13 protein-coding genes are annotated in these 14,511 nt (G+C 62.4%); 7 read left to right on the plus strand and 6 right to left on the minus strand.

Features of this window, described 5'->3' with window-relative positions:
• The first annotated feature begins 97 nt into the window (after window positions 1-97).
• Window positions 98-439, plus strand: coding sequence for a hypothetical protein (locus tag WMO64_RS10420; protein ID WP_349231930.1), 342 nt, complete (start codon window positions 98-100; stop codon window positions 437-439).
• 52 nt (window positions 440-491) lie between these two features.
• Here the strand turns inward: WMO64_RS10420 and WMO64_RS10425 are convergent, their stop codons facing one another.
• The gene (locus tag WMO64_RS10425; RefSeq protein WP_349231931.1) at window positions 492-1,694 is read right to left on the minus strand and encodes a DEAD/DEAH box helicase; all 1,203 of its coding nucleotides are present in this window, start codon (window positions 1,692-1,694) and stop codon (window positions 492-494) included.
• A gap of 278 nt (window positions 1,695-1,972) precedes the next feature.
• Between WMO64_RS10425 and WMO64_RS10430 the strand changes: the two genes are divergently transcribed.
• Genes WMO64_RS10430 through WMO64_RS10440 form a run of 3 tightly spaced genes read left to right on the plus strand, consistent with a single transcriptional unit; the run spans window position 1,973 to window position 4,788 of the window.
• Window positions 1,973-2,671, plus strand: coding sequence for a glycosyltransferase (locus WMO64_RS10430; protein WP_294521434.1), 699 nt, complete (start codon window positions 1,973-1,975; stop codon window positions 2,669-2,671).
• The gene (locus tag WMO64_RS10435) at window positions 2,668-4,296 is read left to right on the plus strand and encodes a hypothetical protein (RefSeq protein ID WP_349231932.1); all 1,629 of its coding nucleotides are present in this window, start codon (window positions 2,668-2,670) and stop codon (window positions 4,294-4,296) included. Before WMO64_RS10430 ends, WMO64_RS10435 begins: the two co-directional genes overlap by 4 nt.
• Before the next feature lie 9 nt (window positions 4,297-4,305).
• Complete coding sequence (locus tag WMO64_RS10440; RefSeq protein WP_349231933.1) at window positions 4,306-4,788, plus strand: GtrA family protein; 483 nt, start codon at window positions 4,306-4,308, stop codon at window positions 4,786-4,788.
• A 52-nt stretch (window positions 4,789-4,840) separates the two neighbouring features.
• Here the strand turns inward: WMO64_RS10440 and WMO64_RS10445 are convergent, their stop codons facing one another.
• The gene (locus tag WMO64_RS10445; RefSeq protein WP_294521441.1) at window positions 4,841-6,646 is read right to left on the minus strand and encodes a CocE/NonD family hydrolase; all 1,806 of its coding nucleotides are present in this window, start codon (window positions 6,644-6,646) and stop codon (window positions 4,841-4,843) included.
• Between the two features lie 216 nt (window positions 6,647-6,862).
• Here WMO64_RS10445 and WMO64_RS10450 point away from each other — a divergent pair, with 216 nt between their 5' ends.
• Window positions 6,863-7,447: a TetR family transcriptional regulator gene (locus tag WMO64_RS10450; protein ID WP_349231934.1), complete on the plus strand. Its 585-nt coding sequence runs from the start codon at window positions 6,863-6,865 to the stop codon at window positions 7,445-7,447.
• 56 nt (window positions 7,448-7,503) lie between these two features.
• Here the strand turns inward: WMO64_RS10450 and WMO64_RS10455 are convergent, their stop codons facing one another.
• The 3 genes from WMO64_RS10455 to WMO64_RS10465 form a co-directional block, all read right to left on the minus strand.
• Window positions 7,504-7,941 carry a hypothetical protein gene (locus tag WMO64_RS10455; RefSeq protein WP_349231935.1) on the minus strand — a complete coding sequence of 146 codons (438 nt, stop codon included), beginning with the start codon at window positions 7,939-7,941 and terminating at the stop codon, window positions 7,504-7,506.
• 44 nt (window positions 7,942-7,985) lie between these two features.
• Window positions 7,986-9,626, minus strand: coding sequence for a potassium/proton antiporter (locus tag WMO64_RS10460; protein WP_349231936.1), 1,641 nt, complete (start codon window positions 9,624-9,626; stop codon window positions 7,986-7,988).
• A gap of 72 nt (window positions 9,627-9,698) precedes the next feature.
• Entirely contained in the window at window positions 9,699-10,520 is an 822-nt protein-coding gene (locus WMO64_RS10465) for a putative RNA methyltransferase (protein ID WP_349231937.1), read from the minus strand.
• 177 nt (window positions 10,521-10,697) lie between these two features.
• Between WMO64_RS10465 and WMO64_RS10470 the strand changes: the two genes are divergently transcribed.
• On the plus strand, window positions 10,698-11,723 hold the full coding sequence (locus WMO64_RS10470) for an S-layer homology domain-containing protein (protein ID WP_349231938.1): 1,026 nt from the start codon (window positions 10,698-10,700) through the stop codon (window positions 11,721-11,723).
• Between the two features lie 50 nt (window positions 11,724-11,773).
• On the opposite strand, the gene WMO64_RS10475 is transcribed toward WMO64_RS10470, so the two are convergent.
• Window positions 11,774-12,133, minus strand: coding sequence for a DUF1622 domain-containing protein (locus WMO64_RS10475; RefSeq protein ID WP_294521461.1), 360 nt, complete (start codon window positions 12,131-12,133; stop codon window positions 11,774-11,776).
• Between the two features lie 201 nt (window positions 12,134-12,334).
• Between WMO64_RS10475 and WMO64_RS10480 the strand changes: the two genes are divergently transcribed.
• A complete protein-coding gene (locus WMO64_RS10480; protein ID WP_349231939.1) occupies window positions 12,335-13,933 on the plus strand; it encodes an ABC-F family ATP-binding cassette domain-containing protein in 1,599 nt (532 codons plus the stop codon).
• Window positions 13,934-14,511 lie beyond the last annotated feature (578 nt).

Below are 14,511 nucleotides of genomic sequence, written 5' to 3' on the forward strand. Positions count from 1 at the left end.
CTGCGATGGTTTTTCATGAGGCGTTGAAAGCCTGTTTGTCAAGGTTCACGCCCTCGCTACTTATTTTCGTAGCAAGGAACTACTTGTACTCCTCGCCGTGGTTATCCTGCTGCTGGTATCCGCCGCCACCACGTTTTTGCTCCCTCCGGGCTGGTTTGAGGCCGTCACCTTTGACGCCGTGGTAAAGGAGGATACGCTCCTTCTGGTGGATGAGAATCTGGAGTACCTTTCTATCCTGAGGGAGGACGGAGAAGAACAGAGGCTCTGCATCAGGCAAGACACCAGAGTAACGGACGAGGACGGTCGGAAGCTGGACCTGACCGAAGGCGTGGAGCTGAAGGCAGGGCAACCCATCCGGGTCACCGCGCGTAGTCTTGTGTATTACGAGCCTGTAACAACATTTGAAACCTGCTTCAAAATTGTGATGCTCTCCCCGTAGGCAAGTCAAACGGCCCGGCGCGAACTGCTTCGCGCCGGGCTCTTTCTGTCTGTTACTTCCTGGGATCCTGGACGGGGCTGCCGTCGGCGGGCACCAGGCAGCCGTCCTTGTCATACTTGAGGACGGTGATGTCCGCACGGGTGTTCTTGGCGATCTGCTCCATCTTCATCTGCTCGGTGATGCCCACCACCAGGGTGTAGGCCACGCCGTGGCGCTTGGCCCGGCCGGTGCGGCCGATGCGGTGGATGTAGTACTCGATCTCGTCGGGCACGTCGTAGTTGAACACCACGTCCACGTCGTCGATGTCCAGGCCCCGGGCGGCCACGTCGGTGGCCACCAGCACCCGCAGTTTGCCCTCCCGGAAGGTCTGGAGGGTCTTCTCCCGGATGCGCTGCTGGATGTCCCCGTGGATGGCCTGGGCGGAGATGCCCCGCATCTGGAGCAGACCGGAGAGCCGGTCGGTCATGTTCTTGGTGTTGCAGAAAGCGATGGCCCGCTCGTATCCGCCGTGCTCCAGCAGGGCCACCATGGTCTCCAGCTTGTCCCCCCGGCCCTCCAGGTCGATGCGGTACTGCTGGATGTCCGGCTTGTTTTCCTCGTCAGGCCGCACCACAATCTCCACCGGGTCCCGCTGGTACACCCAGGAGATGTCCATCACCTCACGGGAGATGGTGGCGGAGAAGAGGCCCAGGTTCTTCCGGGACTTGATCTGGTCCAGAATCCGGGTCACGTCGTGGATGAAGCCCATGTCCAGCATCCGGTCGGCCTCGTCCAGCACCACGGTCTCCACCTTGTCCAGCTTCACCGTGCGCCGCTTCATGTGGTCCATGAGGCGGCCGGGGGTGGCCACCACAATCTGGGGGTGCTTTTTCAGGGTGGTAATCTGCTTCTCAATGGGGGCGCCGCCGTAGAGGCACACCGAGCGCACACCCTCCTTAAATTCACACAGGTCCCGCAGCTCGTCCTGAATCTGGAGGGCCAACTCACGGGTGGGGGCCAGCACCAGGGCCTGGACCGCGTCGCTCTCCGGGTCGATGTGCTCCACCATGGGGATGCCGAAGGCAAAGGTCTTGCCCGTGCCGGTAGGGGCCTTGGCGATGACGTCCTTCCACTCCATGAAGTAGGGGATGGCGCCCGCCTGGACCGGGGTGGCCCGGACATAGCCCTTCTTGTCGATGGCCTTCATGACCTCGGCCGAGAGGCCCAGGTCCGCGTAATTGACAATTTCATTTACCTGTTCGCCGTTGATTTCCATGCTGATATTCCTTTCTTTCCGCACTGATTCAAGGTCCCCACAAGGCGAAAAGAACCCTTTCAGCCCCAACGCCCGCCCGGCCCGGGGGGCGCGACCCTAAATCAACAGAGAAATTCTGTTTTTTCTCCGGTATTCGGTCAATAGTGTAGCATATACCGGAGAAATATGCAACGGATATTGGCGCGTGTGTTCCTTGACATTCCGGAAATGAGCGGATACAATGTTACTCTGCTATAGTGTAAAAATATTGTGTAAAAACTGGAAGGAGGCGCGGGAGATTGAAGCTTTCACTGGTAATCCCCGCCTATAATGAGAGCAGCATCATTGAGGCCACCCTCCGCACCGTCACCGCCCGTCTGGCGGAGATGGACCCGGACTACGAGCTGCTCATTGTGGACGACGGCAGCACCGACAACATGGCCGACCTGGTGCGTCCCTTTGAGGACGGCCACGTCCGCCTGACCGGCTACCACCCCAACGGCGGCAAGGGCAAGGCCGTCCGGACGGGCATGCTGGAGGCGAAAGGGGACTATGTGTTCTGCACCGACGCCGACCTGGCCTACGGCCTGGAGAACATCCCCGACATGCTGGACAAGCTGGCGGCGGGGGCGGACCTGTGCATCGGCTCCCGGCGGCTGGACGCTCTGGGCTACCAGGGCTATCCCCCCATCCGCCTGCTGACCTCCAAGGTGTTCGGCCTGCTGGTGCGGCTCTTCTCCGGCCTGCCCTACGACACCCAGTGCGGTATCAAGGGCTACCGGCACGACGCCGCCCAGGCCATCTTCTCCCGCTGCTCCACCGACGGCTTCGCCTTTGACTTTGAGGTGCTCCTCCGGGCCCGGAAGCTGGGCCTGCGGGTGGCCCAGGAGGCGGTCCACGTGGTGAACCACCGGGAATCCAAGGTGAACATCCTCCGGGACAGCGTCCGCATGTTCCGGGATATCTTCCGCATCCGGCGGCTGGTGGCCCATACATGAGGGGCCGCCTGTTCCACAAGGAGCGGCCCTGGCTGGTCTTTGCCCTGATCTTCGCCCTGGTGCTGCTCCGCTTCTGCTACTACGGCTTCACCTACTACCCCCAGCTGGACGACTACATCCAGCTCCACAACCAGTCCGCCTACTACTCCGCCAAGGCGGTCATCCTGGACATGGGGCTGCTGTCCTCCCGGCCCCTGGCCTCGGTGATGGACTACTTCTTCTGGTCTCATTTCTGGCCCTTCCTCATGGCCGCGGTGGCCCTCCTCTCCGCCATGTACGCCGCCTCGGCCTGCCTGTTCCGCCGGGTGTGGGGGGAGTATTTCGGCACCGGGTATGTGTTCCTGGTGATCTACGCCCTGCTGCCCCTGGGCGTGGAGGGCACCTACTGGATCTCCGCGTCCAACCGGGTGGTGCCCTCCCTGTTCTTCGTGGCCCTGGCCATGTACCTGTTCCAGAAGTGGTGCCGGACAGGCAGGGCCCGCTGGCTGTCCCTCTATTTCATCGCCCAGTTCATCTCCTTCTGCTTCTACGAGCAGGGCCTGGTGCTGTCGGTGACCGGGGTGCTGCTGGTGGGTATCATCGAGTTCTTCCGGGGCAATCATAAGAAGAGCCTCTTTGCCCTGCTCACCTTTGTCAACGCGGGCATCTACTTCGCCTTTACCGGCTACTTCTCCACCTCCACCGGCCAGCTGGGCAGCCGCCTGAAGCTGACCCTGCCCTGGCAGGAGGGGTGGGACAAGGTGTTCCTCTCCGCCGCCGGGCAGACCGGCGAGTCCTTCCTTGTCGGCGGGTACAAGACCCTGTTCCGGGGCTTCCGCCGGGGCATCCAGTGCATCCTGGCCGACTTCAGCCCCCTGTGGGTGGTGGTGCTGGTGGTGCTGTGCGCGGCCCTGTTCCTGCTCGCCCGCCGCTTCACCGCGGAGCGCCCCGCCGGCGAGGCCGCCCTGCCCAGGCCCTGGGCGCTGCTGGTGGGCTTCCTCATGGCCCTGGCGCCGGTGACGCTGTTCTTCGTGCTGTCCAGTCCGTCGGTGGCCCTGCGCAACACGGTGTTCTCCTTCTGCGGCATGGCCCTGTTTATCGACGCGGTGTGGAGCATGCTGCTGACCAAGTGCTCCGCCCGGGGCATTGTCACCGGCGCGGTGTGCGCGGTGTGCGCAGCGGTGTTCTCCGTGGCGGCGGTCAGCGAGATTCACGACTACCGCGCCACCACCCTGGCCGACCAGCGGGTGGCCCGGGCGGTCACCTCCGCTGTGGTGGGGGACGAGGACACCATCGCCGTGCTCAACCTGGAGCCCAACTACCTGAGCGAACAGAACTTCCTCTACCACGAGCACATCCACGGCGCCACCGAGAGCACCTGGGCCCTGGCGGGCCTGCTGTCCTGGGCCGCCGACGACCCCGCGTTCCCCGCCGCCACCCCCGTGCCCATGGGCGGGCACTACGCCGGCAGCCTGACCGAATTCGGCGCCCTGCTGTGGTACGACCACAAGACGGGCACCGTCCAGTCGGTGATGGCCGTCCCCGCCGGGGAGGGCGTCTACGAAATCCACACAGCGGGCGGGGCCGTCCTGGCCGTGGCCCGGGAAGAAAACGGAACCGGCAGCCTGACCGCCGCCGGAGACTAAGGTGAGTCCATGAAAGAAAAAATCCTCCATCTCATTGAGGTCTTTGACCTAAAGCGGTTTATCAAATTCGGTTTCATCGGCGTGCTCAACACCCTGGTGGACTTTGTGGTGTTCTACCTGCTCAACCGGTTCGTCATCAAGGACGGCCCCACCCTGGTGCTGCTGGGGGCCACCATTGTGGCCGGCCCCTATATCTCCAACGCCATCTCCTATGTGGTGGCCAATGTCCACAGCTTTATCTGGAACAAGTTCTGGACCTTCCAGAAGAAGGAGCCCCTCACCCGCCGGGAGGTGGGCCGGTACATCGTGACCAGCTGCGGCTTCCTCATCATCTCCTCCATCGGCCTGTCCATCTTCATGTCCGTGTTCCAGCTGCCCGCCTTCGCGGCGGTCATCCCCGCCGGGCTCATCCCCCTGGCCGCCAAGATCCCCAACACCTGCGTCACCATGTTCTACAACTACCTGATGAACAAGTTCTGGGTGTTCAAGTGAGCAAAAAGGTTCCCTCCCGCTAGGGAGGGAACCTTTTTCGCTTATTTCTTTATCAAGCTCCCAGGTCCTCCGTGCAGTAGCGGATGAGAGAGCTGCCGGTATACACCGTATTCTGTGCCACAACGGGTTCGCTGATCTCCCACTGGTTTCCCGCCACGTTGGTGTGGATGGAGTACATACCGGCTGCGGAGGAGGAGACGTCCACCCGGAGATAATCACCGGGGTTGAGCTTGCACACCACCGGTCCGGTCTCAAAATTCAGGGTGACCTGCTCTCCCGGCGTGTAGCTCCCCAGCTGGTAGCTCAGAGAGGTAATGTCCTCCCGCAGGTTGTACGCTACCCCGTCCTTCACCACATAGATCCGGACCAGGAAGCAGGTATCCTCACAGTCCGAGGACACTGTAAGCTGCGCGCTCAGGGTCCCCTTGATATAGGTCTCCTCCTCCACCGGCGCGCCCAGGAAGGTGAGGATATCCTGCCGGATGCCCGGCTCCGCTTCCGCCGCCAGTCCATTGTAGCCGTTGGTCCCGTTGCCGCCGTTCTCATCGCTGGCCTGGAACACGGCGGGGTCATTGGGATCATAGGTATAGGTCATGGCGGTCACTTCCCCGGCCTGCTGGTCCAGAGTGTTCTGATTGAGATAGAGCACATGCTCCTGGCTGCCGTCTGTGAGGGAGTCCGGCTCGGTAAACCACTGGTCGCCGTCCACAGGGTAGTAGGTCACTGTGCCCAGCTCCACCTTTGTGGGCTCAGTGCCGTTCCGTACGCTGTCAAAGAAATCCACCACGTAGTCGGCATTGTAGTTGGGCGTGGTGGAGTCGCCCACATTGAGCGGCCAGTCCTCGCTGCCCGTATAGCTGTGGCCGAACTGGCTGATCACAAAGGCCGACTGGGCCTTTTGCTCCTCCGAGAAGCCGTTCCAGATGGCATTGCTGTCCTCATAGAAGATGTCGTAGAAGTTCTCATACAGCAGCACCGGGATATCAATGGCGGCAATGGCGTCGTAGATATACGATCCGGCCGCCTCGGTCCGCCACCACTCCCCATCCTCGGGGTGGGTGAGGATGCCGGTCCAGTATTCGTCCTGTTCGCCGTACATCTCCACCGGCCAGTTGATGTAGGGGAAGGTGTTGAACAGCGTCATGTCCATGGTGTTGCCCAGAGCGGTGCCGTCAAAGCCCGCCGGGCGGTGCATCATGGCCTGCCAGTAGCCCATAAGGCCAATTTTGATGAAGCCGTTCTGATACCATGCGTCATACCGGGTGCTCACCGGGCACTGCATGGAGATCGCTTTGATATCCTCGTGAGGCGCGTAGAGGTGGGACATGGAGGTAAAGCCCATATAGCTCATGCCGTTGCAGAAGAGCTCGCCGTTATAGAAATCCTGCTGGCGGATCCAGTCCATTACCTGCAGTTCGTCGTCCGTGTCGTGGATGTAGGCCAGGAAGCTCTCATACTGGCTGTTGGCAGTGCCTCTGGTCTGGATCATGACAAAGGCGTAGCCTGCCTCCACAAAGGCGCTACTGTCCGCCACGCAGGATTCAAAATACTCGGCGGTAAACTCATCCGTGGCGGCCTGATAGCAGTTCTGCGTGATGACCGTGGGGAACTGCCCCTCCTTTTCCGGGGTGACCACCAGACAGCAGATCTCCGTGCCGTCCTCCATCGGCACGAACTCCGCCCGGGCATAGCCGCCAGCGCAGGGAATATAGTCCTCCTGGGACGGCTCGGGCGTTGTCTGCTGTGAGACGGAAGGTTGGGGCGACGTGGGCGGCGCGGATTCTGCCGTCGGCTCCTGGCAGGCAACCAACAACAGCAGGAGTGCGAGGCAGACGAGTGCACTGACGGTCTTTTTCATTGTTTTTCCTCCTTTTTTTATTTGAATGGTTTCCCTTCCAAGTTGACAAATCGAATTAAAAGGTTATAATAAAATCCTATATTATTGTGCTATCTGCCATTATTATCTCAGAGCCGCCTGCTCCATACAACCCGCAGTTTCTTCCCTGTCGCTGAAATAGAATTGCCCCCCATTCTGCAACAGATGACTCGTTTTTGTTGGGAGGTGCGTGTTTCGTTGAAAGTCACCGGAAAGCAAAAAATCTGCGACGCCCTCTGCCGGTTGGCCGCAGCGCGCCCCGCAGAAAAAGTCCCTATCTCCAATCTTATCGAGGAGGCGGGGGTCAACCGCTCCACCTTTTATTACCATTTCGACAATCCCCGCTCTGTTCTGGACTACATGATCAAAACCTTCTGTCAGAAATATCTGCAGCTGCTCTCTATGCCCTCGGGTCAGACCGCCCGGGCACTGGACTCGGACAGCCAAATGCAGCTGGAACAGAACGTGTGCACCTATGTCTTTTCCGTCCAGCACTACATCCGTTTTTTCCTCTCCGAGCACAACTATCTCACCTTTAAGCAGGCTTTTTTAACCTATTTCCGCGACTACTGCAAAAGTCATCGGGTGGTCCAGATCTTTTCCGACGGCAGCGTCTGTCCGCTGAAACAGGGGATCGTCTACGACTACTTTCTCCGTATTTTAGCCTCCCAGCTGCTCGGTATTCTTGAATTCTGGGCAGAGCGGGACTTCAGCGAGGGCCCGGAAGATTTTATTCAGCTGTTCAATGCCCTCCACAATTCCACCATTTCTCTCCAGGGCTAACTACCCAATGCGCATAATATGAAAAAGGTTCCCTCCCGCTTGGGAGGGAACCTTTTTTATGCCGTTTTGTCTGCTTTCGGCCGGGCCAGCCACAGCAGCCCCGCCGCCACCCACAGGCACACTGTGATGATGATGGACAGCCAGTTGGGCCCTTCGGGGGTCAGCCCCAGCCACAGCGGGATAAAGGACAGACACCCGGCGGCGATGAGGAAGCCCCAGGCCGTGCCGGGAAAGGCGCCGTTCCTGCCCAGCCCCGCCGCCAGGCCGGAGAGGGAGCCCAGGGCCAGCACTCCGGCCAGAGGGACCAGGAAGTTGCCGTATCCCCACACGATGCTGTCGAACCAGGAATAGGTCCGGTAGCGCACCTGGTCGGGGCCGACGGCAAAGGTCATGGTGACGCTGCCGGGGAAGAGCATCAGGGCCCCAGCCGCCAGCACCAGCACCAGGGCGGCGGCGCAGGCCCCACGGACGGGCAGAACAGGTCTTCTCTTCATGGTCGGTTCCTCCTTTCCATCTCCCGGGCGTTCCGCCCGGCGTCCTATGTCTCCGCCGCTCCGGCCTGGGTCCTGGGCTTGGCGCCCTCCGACTGGGCCAGGATCAGCACGTCTCCGGGCAGGATGACCGTGCTCCCCGTGGGGATCACCGCCTCCTGCCCCCGCTGGATGAGTACAATGAGGTACTTGGGGGAGTTGGGGGCGGAGGCGATGTCCGCCAGGGTGCGGTTTGCCAGCCGGTGGCCCCGCTCCACCGTCAGCTCGCTCAGCCGCAGGTGCTCCCGCTCCTCAAAGGGATAGGCCGCCAGCACCAGCAGGTCCCCCTCCTCCAGCCTGGTGTCCCCGTTGGGCACAATGGTGCGCTCGCCCCGCACCACCATGACCACCAGCAGGTCCTTCAGGGGCATCAGCTCCCGCAGGGCCCTGCCCCGCCACGGGTGGCCGGGTCCCAGGTGGATCTTGATGAAGCTGATGTCGCTCTCCTCCTGGTAGTCGGTGAAGGTCTTGCTGACGTCCCCGTGCTCGTCGATCATGGACAGCCTGCCCGCCACCCGGGGCAGCAGGGTGCCCTGGATGAGCATGGACAGCAGCACGATGCAGAACACCAGGTTGTAGAGATTGTAGGTGGTGTCCACGCCGCTGAGCACCGCCGAGATGGCGAACACGATGGAGGCCGCGCCCCGCAGTCCGGCCCAGGACACCACCCCCAGCTGTCCCGCCGAGGGGCGGAAGGGCAGCAGCAGCACGCCGGTGACCAGGGGCCGGGCGACCACCGTGAGGAAGAGCATGACGGCCAGGGCGGGCAGCAGCACCCGAGGCAGCTCCACCGGGGTGACCAGCAGCCCCAGCAGGAAGAAGATGATCACCTGGGCCACGCCGGTGACCACGTCGAAGAAGTGGACCAGGTACTTCTTCTGGGACAGCTTGGCGTTGCCCAGCAGGATGCCGCACAGGTACACGCTCAGGTACCCGTTGCCGCCCCACATGGCGGGCAGGGCGTAGGCCAGGAGCACCACGCCGAAGAGGAACACGGTGCGGCTCTGCTGGGAGGTGAACAGGTTCTTGCCCAGGAGCCACACCGCCAGACGGCCCACCAGCACCCCGGCCAGGGCCCCCAGGGCCAGCTGCTGGAGCAGCAGCAGGGGAATGGACACCTGCTGCCCGGACATGAGGGCGATGAGGACGGTGGTGAGCATGTAGGACATGGGGTCGTTGGAGCCCGACTCCACCTCCAGCAGGGAGTCGGTGTGGTTCTTGAGGGCCAGCTTCTTGGACCGGAGGATGTTGAACACGGAGGCCGCGTCGGTGGAGGAGATGACCGAGCCGATGAGCAGGCTCTCCAGCCAGGGCAGCCTGAGGGCGAAGTGGGCGAAGAGACCCACCGCTCCGGCGGTACCGGCCACCCCCAGGGTGGACAGCACCACCGCCGGGGCCGCCACCGGCCTGGCGGCCTTCAGGTTGGTGCCGAAGCCGCCGTAGAACATGATGAACACCAGGCTGGCCGAACAGATCAGGTTGACGGCCTCGTAGTCATCAAAGGGGATGCGCAGCAGGCCGTTCTCCCCAAAGCACATGCCCAGGGCGATGAAGAACAGCAGCGGCGGGATGGGCAGCTTCTCCAGGAAGCGGTCCATCAGGATACAGATCACGATCACAACTCCGATCAGGAGAAAGGCAGCATTCATTTCAAAACCTCGCTGTATGTCATATCTCCGGCCCCGCTGGGAATGTGTATGCCCGCCGGAGCCGGGGCATGCTCACAGGCGGCGGAACACGTGGACCCGGAAATTGGCCCGTACCGTCAGCTCCTCCAGGGCGGAGAGCCGCTGGCCGCCCTCCTTGGGGGTCTTCCAGTAGTAGGGGGTCATGCGGAACAGGTCGGCCAGGTCCTGGCCGCGGGGGGTGATGACCCGCTCGGCCTTCACGATGTCCAGGTAGTCAAAGCCCTGGTAGGGGATGGCCTCCTCGGGGTTCAAATAGGGCCTGTCGTAGAGCACTTCCTTCAGCTCCCACAGGTGGTCGGCGGCGGGCACCACATAGAGAAACACCCCGCCGGGCACCAGAACCCGCCGGAATTCCTCCGCCGCCAGGGGGGAGAAGCAGTTGACCAGCAGATCGGCCCGGCCGTCGGCCACCGGCAGGTGGTAGGCTGAGGCCACAGCGAATTCCACATCTCTTGTCCGCTTGGCCGCCCAGCGCAGGCAGAACTTGGAGATGTCCACCCCCGCCATGGTCACCTGCCGCCCGGCGGAGGTCAGAGCGGCGTGAATTCCGGCGGTGTAGTACCCCTCGCCGCAGCCCGAGTCCAGCACCCGGGGCGCGTCCCCGGCGTACCGGAGGGCCAGCTGCTCCAGGGTCTCCCGCAGGTGGCCGTAGTACCCGGCGGAGAGAAAACGGTTCCGGGCGGCGGCCATCTCCTTGTCGTCCCCGGGGGCCTTGGAGTGTTTCCGGTTGGCGGGGAGCAGGTGGACATACCCCTCCCGTGAAATATCAAAGCTGTGCCCCTTGGGGCAGGCGTAGGCCCCGTCCCGCCGCTCCAGCGGGGCGGCGCACAGGGGACAGCGGAACATGCTCTCCATAAAATTTCCTCTTTTCCGGCGGCTCTGGGGCCGGGCTGTTTTTTTCATTATACCATGCCCTTCAGAGAAGCCGCAAGGCAGGGGGAAATATGCTGGATACACAGTTTACTTTTTATGCACACACTGTTAAAATAGACATATAGCCTTGTTTAAAACGCCTCGGAAAGGATGATTTTCATGAAGAGACGCGTCATATCCCTGCTGCTCACCCTGGTTCTGGCCATGGGTCTGGCCGGCCCCGCCTGGGGGGCGGACGCGGCGCCGGAGGACCTGCGCCTGTCCGTGGAGCAGGCGCTGACCGCGGCCCAGAAGCTCCACGCCATGGGCCTGTTCCAGGGCGTGGGGGACAACGCCGACGGCACCCCAAACTTTGACCTGGACCGCACCCCCACCCGGGTGGAGGGGGTTGTCATGCTGGTGCGTCTGCTGGGGGAGGACCAGGAGGGCGCCGGAGGCGGCTGGGAGAGCCCCTTTGCGGACGTGCCCGCCTGGGCCGCATCCTACGTGGGCTACGCCTACGGCAGGGGCTACACCAAGGGCACCTCGGACACCGCCTTCAGCCCCATGGACCCCCTGGACGCGGCCCAGTACCTGACCCTGGTGCTCCGGGCCATGGGGTATGAGGACGGGGCCGACTTCCAGTGGGATTCCCCCTGGACCCTGTCCAATCAGCTGGGCATCACGGACTATGACCCGTCCAGCCCTGACGCCTTTACCCGGGGCACCGCCGCAGTGTGGGCGTGGAACGCCATGAGCGCCCAGACTTCCGCGGGCGTCCGCCTGGCGGACCGGCTGATGGCCGGCGGCGCGCTGACGGCGGAGCAGGCCGCCGCCGTGGGCCTTGCCGGCGGGGACGCGCTGTCCGTGGAGCTGGTGGGGCCCGACCTGCCCGCCAACTTCACCGGATACAACTCCAGCGGCTATCTGGCCTATGACATCACCATCAACAGCCTGTCCTGCCGGTACACCCGCGCGCCCGACCAGACGCTGGAATTTACCGACTGCGACTTTACCATCAACTATCTGGCGCCCGGCGCCAGGGAGATCCTGCTCCGTTTCACCGTCACCGACCAGAACGGCGCGGTGGTAAAGGGGAACAACTACCTCCTCTTCCGGACGCAGAACGGCACGCCCTCCTGGACCTATTCCACGGACGTGGTCCTGTCCAGGGGCGGCATCTATACCGTCACCCTGTCCAACTGAGCCCCGGTGCGAAGACCGGCGGCGGGCAAATGCCCGCCGCCGGTCTTGCGTTATTTTTTGTCCTTCTCCCCGTGGCCCGGGTGCCCCGCCTCGGGCAGAGCGGCCTCCTCGTTCTTGATCTCCCAGTGGATCAGGAAGGTGAGGGCCGCCCGCAGCAGAATGATGGCGCCCACCAGGGCGATCTCGCTCAGGTCCCGCACCACCACCGTGCGCAGGATCTCGCCGCCCAGCTTGAATTCCAGGGCCATGGCCAGGCCCTGGGCCAGCTTGAGCCGGGTCTCCGGGTCACGCCTGATATAGTGCACCACGCCCAGCACGCCGGACACCACCAGTACGGCCACGCCCACCCACTCGAACAGCATGATGCCCAGCTCCACGGCCACCTCCAGGGCTGTGTGCAGATACTCCATCCACTCCATTGTGTTCCCTCTCTTTTTCCGTGTTGTCCCCCAGGGGTTCTTTTTTGCCATTATACCGGGTGAGGGGGATTTGCACAAGGGATTTCCCCCGGGCAGGGATATTTTTCTTTCTGTTTCTCTATCCTTTTTCCCGCAAATGTGATACAATGTCTGCCGCGTGTAGATATTACTACTATATTCAAGGAGTGCGACATGATCACAGTTACCGACCTGGGCCTGGCCTACAGCGGCCAGCCCCTTTTCTCCCATGTGGACCTGCAGTTCATCAAGGGCAACTGCTACGGCATCATCGGCGCCAACGGCGCGGGCAAGTCCACCTTTCTGAAGATCCTCTCCGGCGAGCTGGAGCCCACCAGCGGCGAGGTGTCCATCCTGCCCAACACCCGCATGTCCATCCTCAAGCAGGACCAGAACGCCTACAACCAGTACACCGTCATGGACACCGTCATCATGGGCAACCAGCGGCTGTACGACATCGGCAAGGAGAAGGAGGCCCTCTACGCCAAGGAGGAGATGACCGAGGAGGACGGCATCAAGGCCTGCGAGCTGGAGGAGGAGTACGCCGAGCTGGGAGGCTGGGAGGCCGAGTCCGACGCGTCCCGCATCCTCCAGGGCCTGGGCATTCCCGTGTCCATGCACTACGACGTGATGGAGAACGTGGACGGCCGTCTGAAGGTGAAGGTGCTGCTGGCTCAGGCCCTGTTCGGCAACCCGGACATCCTGATGATGGACGAGCCCACCAACAACCTGGACATCAACGCCATCAACTGGCTGGAGGACTTCCTGCTGGACTTCCCCGGCACCGTCATCGTGGTGTCCCACGACCGCCACTTCCTCAACACCATCTGCACCCACATCGTGGACATCGACTACAACAAGATCAAGATGTACGTGGGCAACTACGACTTCTGGTACGATGCCTCCCAGCTGATGCAGAACCTGATGAAGAACCAGAACAAGAAGAACGAGGAGAAGGCCCAGGAGCTCAAGGAGTTCATCTCCCGCTTCTCCGCCAACAAGTCCAAGAGCAAGCAGGCCACCGCCCGCCGCAAGCTGCTGGAGAAGATCACCCTGGAGGAGATCCCCGCCTCCTCCCGCCGCTACCCCTGGGTGGCCTTCAGCCCCGACCGCGAGGTGGGCAAGGACATCCTCTTTGTCACCGACGTCAGCAAGACCATCGACGGCGTAAAGGTGCTGGACCACGTCAGCTTTATCGTGGGCCACGGGGACAAGATCGCCTTCGTGGGCGACAACGAGAACGCCCACACCGCCCTGTTCAAGATCCTGGTGGGGGAGATGGAGCCCGACGAGGGCACCGTAAAGTGGGGCCAGACCGCCACCTTCTCCTACTTCCCCAAGGACAACACCGAGTTCTTCAAGGACTGCGACGACAACCTGGTGGAGTGGCTGCGGCAGTACTCCTCCGACCCCCACGAGGCCTATCTCCGGGGCTTCCTGGGCCGGATGCTCTTCTCCGGCGACGACGTGTACAAGCCCGTGAAGGTGCTCTCCGGCGGCGAGAAGGTGCGCTGCATGCTCTCCCGGATGATGCTCTCCGGCGCCAACGTGCTGCTGCTGGACCAGCCCACCAACCACCTGGACCTGGAGTCCATTGCCGCCGTCAACAACGGCCTGGAGGCTGTCAAGTGCAACGTGCTGGTGTCCTCCCACGACCACCAGCTGGTCCAGACCGTGTGCAACCGCATCTTTGACTTCACCGACGACGGCAAGCTCATCGACCGCAAGATGACCTACGACGAGTATCTGGAGTCCATGGCCGCCAACGGCTGATCAAAGCCTTCCCCTCGGGGGGGAAGGTGCCCCAGTGCGCACACTGGGGCGGATGAGGGGAAGGCCCTCCCATGACCGCCGCATCCCAAGCCTTCCCCCTGGGGGGAAGGTGGCTGGCCGAAGGCCAGACGGATGAGGGGAACGGCCTCCGGCGGGGTACTTTTCTCCGGCGAAAAGTACCCAAAAGCCGCCATGGGGCAACAGGCGCAGAGGGCCCTTCCAGGGCCAAACGCGCCCGTTTCCCCCTGGTACCCCCTTTCGGAGATGCGGATTGCGGCGGCAAAATTCAATGACCCGCCAAACCTGAGAGCAGTTACTATGCCGGTTCGGCTGGTCCGTATCGTGACTGCATGGCCCGAGCAGAGTTACCCGCCCAGACTTGTAAGTTGCTGCAATTCAAGAGGCGTTCTCAATGCCGCACGGGGCCTCTGCGCCGTGTTTCAGTCTCTGCCCGAGGCAAGCCTTCCCCCTGGGCGGAAGGTGCCCGCTTTTCGGCCCCCCGCACGAGCCCGACCGGAAAAAACGGTGCAAATTTCCTTCTTTTGTGATATACTGCTGTATTGGCTACTATCTTTATT

Origin of the sequence: Pseudoflavonifractor intestinihominis (genome assembly GCF_040096055.1) — a bacterium.
Taxonomy (GTDB): domain Bacteria; phylum Bacillota; class Clostridia; order Oscillospirales; family Oscillospiraceae; genus Pseudoflavonifractor; species Pseudoflavonifractor intestinihominis.